Source organism: Marinitoga sp. 1154, assembly GCF_013363285.1.
GTDB lineage: Bacteria > Thermotogota > Thermotogae > Petrotogales > Petrotogaceae > Marinitoga.
Map to the genome: position 1 here is coordinate 36,344 of NZ_LBFB01000019.1, position 8,279 is coordinate 44,622.

The window sequence follows — 8,279 nt, forward strand, 5'->3', positions numbered from 1 at the left end:
CCCTCCTATATATTTAAAATCTTTTTTATCACTTTTATATCTTTTGCATGCATTTTATCATCACCTGGTGTTTCTAAGTGCATAGGTATTTTAATTATTTCATTAAAAGAAAAGAAAGTCTTAAAACCGTTTATTCCAATTTCACCTTTACCAATAAATTCATGTCTATCTTTGCCTGCACCCAACGGAAACTTCGAATCATTTAAGTGTATCATTTTTAATTTTTCTAACCCTATATAATTTTCAATTTCACTTAATAAGTTTTCCACACCCTCTTTATCTCTAATATCATAATTTGAATCAAAACCATGACAAGTATCATATGTTATCCCTATTTTATATGGAAAACTACATCTTTTTATTATTTCACCAAGTTGTTTCATATTCCAGCCAATATTTCCACCTTTTTTAGCTACATTTTCAAGTAATATTATTACGTCTGTATTATTCAAATCTTCTAATATTATATCCAGAGCTTTTGCAACTCTATCAAAGCCAAATCCTTCCCCTTCTCCAAGATGCGAACCTGGATGAACATTGAAATGTTTTATTCCAAGAGATATGGTAATTTTCAATTCTTCTTTTATTAAATTTATGGACTTTTGCCAATTTTCATCATTTGGTGTTGCAAGATTAATTAAATAACCAGAATGAACTAACACATCATCAAAAGATATATTAAACTTTTTCATTTGTTTTTTAAATTCCAGTATATCTTCATCTTTAGGATATTTAACTTTCCATGTTCTGGGATTGTGGGAAAATATTTGAAAAGTATTACCATCTATTTCTTTTGTTGCCTGTGGAACATTGTGAAATCCTTTAGATGTACTCATATGCGCCCCGATTTTAAACATTTATTTTACCTTCCTTTATTAACCATTTTGCAAATTTTAAATCGAATTCCGTTGTTATTTTTATATTATATTCTTCTCCTGATATTACTCTCACAAAATTTCCCGCTTTATGAAAAATACTGGCATCATCAGTAAAACCTTTAAGTTCATTCTCAAAATTTGTATATGCTTTATATAACTTTTGAAAATCGAAACATTGAGGAGTTTGATGTAAATATACCTCATTTCTATCCAATATTTTGTCAATTACATTATCAACAACACGAGATAAAGAATTTTTTTCAGATAATGCCAATACAGCAGACCCATACTTTTTGGCTACCTTTATACTCTCATCAATCTTATTTATAGAAATAAAAGGTCTTGCAGCATCGTGAATTGAAACTATAGAAACCTTAAATCCAAATTTATTATATAGAAAATTTAAAGCATTGTATACAGAATTCTGTCTCGACTCCCCCCCCTCTATTATACCACACAATTTGTTAATATTATAACATTCCTTTTTCGTCTCTTCCATATATTTTTCATTAGCAACAACAACAATTTTATCTATTAAATTAGAATCTTCATATTTTTCTAATGTAATTCTTAACAAACTTTTATCTAAAATCTGGTAAAATTGTTTAGGATAAGAAAGGTTTGTCCTTTTACCTTTCCCTGCAGCAACAATAATACCAATATTCATAAAATCACCTCAATTTGTATATTTTATTTTATTATACTATAAATTTATGTTAAAATTATAATTAATAGATTAAGAAAGGAGAGAAAATATGTATTTAATAGGGATTGATTTAGGAGGAACTGAAATAAAAACTGGACTTGTTTCAAAAGCTAAAGGTATCATAAATAAAGTTACTATTCCAACTGAAACAAATAAAGGTATTGAAAAAGTTGTAGAAAATATATTAAAGAGTATAGAAATTGTTGCAGGAGATAACATAAATAAAATAGAAGGAATAGGAATAGGGTCTCCGGGTTCTATCGACAGAGATGCGGGAATTGTCAGATATTCTCCTAATTTACCATTTCATAATTTCAAACTAGCAAAAGTAGTATCTGATACTTTTAAAATACCTGCATTTGTTGAAAATGACGCAAATGCATTTACACTTGGCGAGTGGTATTTTGGTTCTGCACAGGGATTAAAACATTTCGTCGCATTAACTTTAGGCACTGGCATAGGAGGAGGCGTTATTTCGCATGGATTTTTGATTACAGGAAAAGATGGAATCGGGGCTGAATTAGGACATGTTATAATCGATCCAGATGGGCCATTATGTGGTTGTGGCTCAAGAGGTTGTATTGAGGCGATTGCATCAGCTAAAAATACTGCAAGATGGGCAAAAGAATTTTCTATAAAAATACCAAATAATAAAATCGTAGAATTGGCTGGCGATATTGAAAAAATAGAATCAAAACATGTTTTTATGGCTTTAAAAGAAAATGATCCTGTAGCCAAAATGGTTGTTGATAAAATTACTGATGCTCTTGCAAAAGCTATTGCAAATTATGCTCACATATTCAATCCGGAAATGGTTGTAATTGGAGGGGGAATGAGCAAAGCTGGAAGAGACTTACTTAATCCTATAAGAGAAAAAACTAATTTATATTTAATGCCATCTTTCAAAAATACCTTTAAAGTGATGTTGTCTACTCTTGTAGAAGATGCAGGTATTTTAGGTGCGTCTGCAGCAGCAATGTACCATTCAAGATAATAATTAAATTGCCACAAAAGTATAATTAAAACGAGGTGGAGAAATGGAATTTATTAAAAAAATCTTTAATTTTGATAACATAACACAAAAAATTTTTACTATAAATATTCTGGTCTTTGTTATGATGTTCGTATTTGGTGGTGGATTTCGTGCATTTTCAAATGTATATACCTTAATTTTTGCAGGAGCACAATATGGTAAATTAATTACCATATCACATCAATATTTTAGATTTATTACGTCCATGTTCGTTCATGGCGGTTTTCTGCATATAGCCTTTAATATGTATGCATTATATTATCTTGGAAATATTGTTGAAAGGGTATATGGACCTTATAAATTTATAACCATATACCTTGCATCTGGAATTGGCGGCTCATTGCTAACACAGATATTTATGCCAGACGCATTCTCTGTTGGAGCAAGTGGTGCAATATTTGGTTTAATTGGTTTGCTATTTGGGGCAGGTTTCAGAGAAGATACCCCACCTATGATGAAGCCAATGACAGGAACAGCGTTATTACCTGTAATTATAATAAACCTTTTTTTAGGATTTACCTCATCTGGAATAAATAATTTTGCACATATTGGAGGACTAATTACTGGATTTACGTTTGGCTGGCTCACATCTGTTTCAGATACATATACATCATATAAAAAGTGGAAAATATCCGCTTACATCAGTTTAATATTAATATTAATTTCATTTATATGGTTATTAATTTTTGATATTCAATTTATAATAGGGGGTTAAATTATGGAAAAATTATATTTTAAAGTTTCCAGGGATCCCATTTATTCTGAAATCTTTATATATCCTCTGGAAATAGTTATAGCTGACACTCCACTGGTGCAAAGACTAAGATATTTAAGTCAATTGGCTGGTGCGGAATACGTATATCCAAGCGCTACACATACAAGATTTTCACATTCTTTGGGCGTTATGCATATAGCAGGGTTATACGCAAAAAAACTTTTTGAAAATAATCATCAAAAAACACGAATATTAAGGTTAGCAGGATTATTACATGATCTGGGACACGGACCATACAGTCACCAATTTGATGATGTGATTTATAAACGAATGGGACTAAAAGATGGACATGATGAATATAGAAAAAAAATACTCAATACAAAATTAATTGATCAAACATACAATGTATATAAAAAATTAAATGATGCAAGAACAAAAAATGATTTCTTAAAAGATTTGTCATTAACAGTAAAAAAGGAAATAAAAGATGAAGAAGCTGATATAAAAGAAGCTTTGAAACATATTATGAACATGATAAATGAATTATTTGAAGCCGAAAATACTGGCGGAAGCCCGGAATTCAACATAGTTCAGGGGCCTCTTGGAGCAGATAGATTGGATTTTGTTTTAAGAGACTCATACTACGCTGGTACAAGAGATTTTGGAACAGGTGATCTTGATAGAATAATACGAAATGCATTTATAAAAAAAGAAAAAAACAAAGAGAAATTATGTTATAACATAAAGATTATAGATAATATATATACTGTTTTGTTTGCAAGATTCATGATGTATAAAAATGTTTATTTTCATAAAACATCCAGAGCAGCTGACCAAATGATTCAGGAGATATTACGTCTTGCAGATGATATTTTAGACTTAAAATCAAGGGTTAAAGATTTAGATAAATTTACATCATTAACTGATCAAAGAATAATTAATGAAATAGAAATTATATATGAACAGGTATATGAAAAAGGCAAAAACAATTTAATTAATCCCGAATTGATGCAGAAAGCTGATAAAATCGCAAAAGCATATAATCTTGTAAAGAGGTTAAAATCAAGAGATCTGTGGAAATTATTAATAGAGATACCATTTTCAACTACTGGTTTAGATCCTTCAGTAATTAGTGTAAGTGTAGCAGAAAATGTTTTAAAACAATTAAAAAATAATATAGAAGCTGCAATTAATTCCAATATAGATAAAGAAGATAAATTAGAACTTTCCTATATTATGGATAATTTTGAAAATTTATTTGTAATAGACACCCCATATAAACTTGCATTAATGCATCCAAAAGAATTTTTATCAACAGATGTTTCAATTCTTGATTACAATGGGGATATTTTAGGTTTTGATGAAGTATTTGAAAGATATCCTGCTTATAAATTCATGGAGAGTAATTTAATTCAGATATCCAGAATATATTTGACAGAAGATAAACGTGAAATTCTAAAAAGGTTGGATTTAATTCCTAAAGTAGGTGGAATTAATATAACAACAAGATGGTAATAAGGAGGCGTTTTATGAAAAACTTTGACTTTGATTTAGAAAAAGCGAAAAAGATAAATAATAAAATAAATGCTATTATAGAATTTACCAAAATAGACGGGAATAAAGACGGGAAATATTATTCTACACCATTTTTGGTAAAAGATAACATACAGGTAAAAGGAACCAAAAACACCTGTGCATCAAAAATACTTGAAAACTATAATTCAACTTATACAGCAACGGCTGTTGAAAGATTATTAAATGCTGGATTTACAGTTATGGGAAAGACAAATTTAGACGAATTTGCAATGGGAGGGTCAAATGAAACATCAGCATTTGGTGCAGTAAAAAATCCATGGGATTTAAAAAGAATTCCCGGAGGATCCAGCGGTGGTTCAGCTGCGGCAGTAGCAGCAAAAATAGTTCCTTTTGCTTTAGGATCTGATACAGGTGGTTCTGTCAGGCAACCAGCTTCATTTTGTGGTATAGTTGGATTTAAACCTACATATGGAGTTATTTCAAGATATGGATTATCAGCATTTGCATCATCACTGGATCAGATAGGTGTATTGTCAAGAAATGTAGAAAATGCTGCTATTGTAGCAGAAATTATGAGCGGAAGGGATGAAAATGATTCAACTACATTGGATATAAAATGGGATTTAACCTCTAATCTGAATAAAGAAATTGAAGGATTAAAACTTGCAATACCAAAAGAAATATTTGAATTAGAGGGAATAGATAAAAAAGTATTAGATATGTTTAAAGATAATATAAAATCTTTAAAAAATGCTGGAATAATAGTGGAAGAAGTATCTATTCCTCATTTAAAGTATACTGTTTCTATATATTACATTATTGCTCCATCAGAAGCAAGTTCTAACCTTTCAAGGTATGATGGAATAAGATTTGGATTAAGAAAGGAAGAAAAAACCATTAAAACCACATATATGAAAACAAGGGATAATGGGTTTGGAATGGAAGTAAAAAGAAGAATATTCATGGGAGCTTTTACACTAAGTTCAGCATATTATGATGCCTATTATGCAAAAGCAGCTAAAATAAGAAATTTATTGAATAATGACTTTGAAAAGATATTTGAAAACTATGATGCTGTATTAACTCCTACATCACCAATACTACCTCCAAAATTCGGAGAATTAAAATCACCTTTGCAATATTATTTAATGGATTTATTTACAATTCCTGCAAATATGATTGGAGCACCAGCTATTAGCATCCCTTCAGGAAAAATAGACAATTTACCCTTTGGAATTCATCTTATATCAAAACCTATTGAAGATGCTAAATTACTAAGAGCGGCAAAACAGCTTGAAAATATTTTTGGTATACTTGATTTACCGGAGGTGCTTTAAATGAAATACAAAACAACAATAGGACTTGAAATACATACTCAATTATTAACTAAAACAAAAGCATTTTGTTTGTGTTCTGCTAATGCCTTTGAAAGCTCACCTAATACCAATATTTGTCCTGTTTGTACCGGGCAACCTGGCGCATTGCCAATATTTAATGAAGAAGCTTTAAATCTTGGAATAAAGGCTGCATTAGCATTAAATGCAAAAATAAATAAATTTTCACGATTTGATAGAAAAAATTATTTTTATCCAGACCTTCCAAAAGGATATCAAATTACCCAATACTTTTATCCACTTGCAAATAATGGGTATATAGAAGTAGATGGGAAAAAAATACGTATTAGACGTATGCATCTCGAAGAAGATTCTGGGAAAATGTTTCATGAAGGAGAGAATCTGGAAAATGCGTCTTATAGCTATATTGATTATAATAGAAGCGGTATACCTTTAATAGAAATAGTTACAGAACCTGATATTGAATCTCCTGAAGAGGCACGAAAATTCATGGAAAAATTGAGAAATATACTGAGATATGCTGAAATTTCTTCTGGAGATATGGAAAAAGGTGCTTTAAGATGTGATGCAAATATATCAATAACTGATACAGAGAAAAATATACACAGTAATAGAGTTGAAATAAAAAATATAAACTCTTTTAAATTTGTTGAAAAAGCACTTGAATATGAAAGAAAAAGAATTATAGAATTAATGGAAAAAGGTGAAAGAATACCTCAAGAGACAAGAGGCTGGAATTTTTCAACAAGATCAACATTTTCCATGCGTTCAAAAGAAGAAGAAGCGGATTATAGATATTTTCCAGAACCTGATATTCCACCTATTATAATCACAAAAGAAAAAATAGATGAAATTAAAAATATGATGCCAGAAATGATAGATGAAAAATCTGAAAGATTTGTAAAGCAATACAAAATAAAAAAGTATGATGCGGATATTCTTGCCGGAGATAGAGAATTGGCTGAGTACTTTGAAAATGCTGTAAAAAATGTTAAAAATCCACAATTTGTAAGTAATCTGATAATTACAGATTTAATGAGAGAAATGAATAAAAATAATTTTGAGTTAAAGGATGTAAGAATAAAAGCTGAACATTACGAAGAACTTGAAAAATTATTGGATAGCGGAAAAATATCAACTAAAATAGCAAAAGAAATATTTATAGAAATGTTTAAAACTGGAAAAATGCCTTCAGAAATTGTGAATGAAAAGGGATTAGAACAAATTGATGATGATAATATAATTGAAGAAATAGTAAAAAGAGTAATAGAAAATAATCCTAAACAATATCAGCAATATAAAAATGGAAAAACAAAACTTTTAGGATTTTTTGTTGGTCAAATTATGAAAGAAACAAAGGGAAAGGCAAATCCTCAAAAAGCAAATCAAATTGCAAAAAGATTATTAGATGAGTAGTTTTTAAATAATAAATAATTCCCCGTAACGGGGAATTATTTATTATGACATTCTACTAATTCAATTTCGCAATATTGGTATACAAGATTTAAATTTTCCTTTTTTATTTTAAGAATAGTTATTGATTATGTCCTATTTTTTTTCTGTTTTTCAATATTTTTAATCAAAATCAATAACTTAGAAGATCTTTTATTAATAATATCCCATAAATCTTTAATATCATTTTCGTATTTTTTCAGTATATTTAAAACTTCAGGGTTAAAGTGCTGAGGGTTAGTTCTATTATCTCCATTTAATATTATATTTATAGCTTCTTCATGAGAAAATGCACGTTTATATGGTCTTTCTGAACGTAGAGCATCATAAACATCTACAACAGAAACTATTGCTGCACATATTGGAATTTCATCACCTTTTAGTCCATATGGATACCCTTCACCGTTATATTTTTCATGGTGATATATTGCAATGTTCTTTGCTATTTTGAATTTTGGAGAATCTCCAATTAAAACGCCACCATATATTGTATGTTTTTCCATAACTTTCCATTCTTCTTCTGTTAAAGGACCTTTTTTCAATAATATTTCTTTTGGTATCATTATTTTTCCTATATCATGTAAAGGAGCATAATATCTTATTT

General features: G+C 29.4%; 8 protein-coding genes. 5 read left to right on the forward strand and 3 right to left on the reverse strand.

Annotation, left to right across the window (positions count from 1 at the left end; translation table 11 throughout):
- Nucleotides 1–5: 5 nt before the first annotated feature.
- Both XO12_RS08555 and ispD read right to left on the reverse strand, forming a co-directional pair.
- Nucleotides 6–857 (reverse strand): deoxyribonuclease IV, encoded by an 852-nt coding sequence (locus XO12_RS08555; protein WP_175420123.1) that lies wholly within the window; start codon nucleotides 855–857, stop codon nucleotides 6–8.
- On the reverse strand, nucleotides 850–1,545 hold the full coding sequence (gene ispD, locus XO12_RS08560) for a 2-C-methyl-D-erythritol 4-phosphate cytidylyltransferase (RefSeq protein WP_175420124.1): 696 nt from the start codon (nucleotides 1,543–1,545) through the stop codon (nucleotides 850–852). Before ispD ends, XO12_RS08555 begins: the two co-directional genes overlap by 8 nt.
- Before the next feature lie 88 nt (nucleotides 1,546–1,633).
- On the opposite strand from ispD, the gene XO12_RS08565 reads away from it, so the two are divergent.
- The 5 genes from XO12_RS08565 to gatB are packed head-to-tail and all read left to right on the forward strand — an operon-like array spanning nucleotide 1,634 to nucleotide 7,639.
- Nucleotides 1,634–2,578, forward strand: a complete 945-nt coding sequence (locus XO12_RS08565; RefSeq protein WP_175420125.1) for an ROK family protein — start codon at nucleotides 1,634–1,636, stop codon at nucleotides 2,576–2,578.
- 43 nt (nucleotides 2,579–2,621) lie between these two features.
- Nucleotides 2,622–3,332 carry a rhomboid family intramembrane serine protease gene (locus XO12_RS08570; protein WP_175420126.1) on the forward strand — a complete coding sequence of 237 codons (711 nt, stop codon included), beginning with the start codon at nucleotides 2,622–2,624 and terminating at the stop codon, nucleotides 3,330–3,332.
- Nucleotides 3,333–3,335: 3 nt separating this feature from the next.
- Nucleotides 3,336–4,847 carry an HD domain-containing protein gene (locus tag XO12_RS08575; RefSeq protein ID WP_047267544.1) on the forward strand — a complete coding sequence of 504 codons (1,512 nt, stop codon included), beginning with the start codon at nucleotides 3,336–3,338 and terminating at the stop codon, nucleotides 4,845–4,847.
- Nucleotides 4,848–4,861: 14 nt separating this feature from the next.
- Nucleotides 4,862–6,205, forward strand: a complete 1,344-nt coding sequence (gene gatA, locus XO12_RS08580) for an Asp-tRNA(Asn)/Glu-tRNA(Gln) amidotransferase subunit GatA (RefSeq protein WP_175420127.1) — start codon at nucleotides 4,862–4,864, stop codon at nucleotides 6,203–6,205.
- Complete coding sequence (gene gatB / locus XO12_RS08585) at nucleotides 6,206–7,639, forward strand: Asp-tRNA(Asn)/Glu-tRNA(Gln) amidotransferase subunit GatB (protein WP_047265865.1); 1,434 nt, start codon at nucleotides 6,206–6,208, stop codon at nucleotides 7,637–7,639.
- 125 nt (nucleotides 7,640–7,764) lie between these two features.
- Here the strand turns inward: gatB and XO12_RS08590 are convergent.
- Nucleotides 7,765–8,279: HD-GYP domain-containing protein (locus XO12_RS08590; protein WP_175420128.1), on the reverse strand; the 515-nt coding region annotated here is incomplete at its 5' end.

What these genes read in the sequence shown, in the direction of transcription:
- XO12_RS08555 (WP_175420123.1), bottom strand. Translation starts at nt 857, where the DNA reads ATGTTTAAAATCGGGGCGCATATGAGTACATCTAAAGGATTTCACAAT.
- gatB (WP_047265865.1), top strand. Translation starts at nt 6,206, where the DNA reads ATGAAATACAAAACAACAATAGGACTTGAAATACATACTCAATTATTA.
- ispD (WP_175420124.1), bottom strand. Translation starts at nt 1,545, where the DNA reads ATGAATATTGGTATTATTGTTGCTGCAGGGAAAGGTAAAAGGACAAAC.
- gatA (WP_175420127.1), top strand. Translation starts at nt 4,862, where the DNA reads ATGAAAAACTTTGACTTTGATTTAGAAAAAGCGAAAAAGATAAATAAT.
- XO12_RS08570 (WP_175420126.1), top strand. Translation starts at nt 2,622, where the DNA reads ATGGAATTTATTAAAAAAATCTTTAATTTTGATAACATAACACAAAAA.
- XO12_RS08565 (WP_175420125.1), top strand. Translation starts at nt 1,634, where the DNA reads ATGTATTTAATAGGGATTGATTTAGGAGGAACTGAAATAAAAACTGGA.
- XO12_RS08575 (WP_047267544.1), top strand. Translation starts at nt 3,336, where the DNA reads ATGGAAAAATTATATTTTAAAGTTTCCAGGGATCCCATTTATTCTGAA.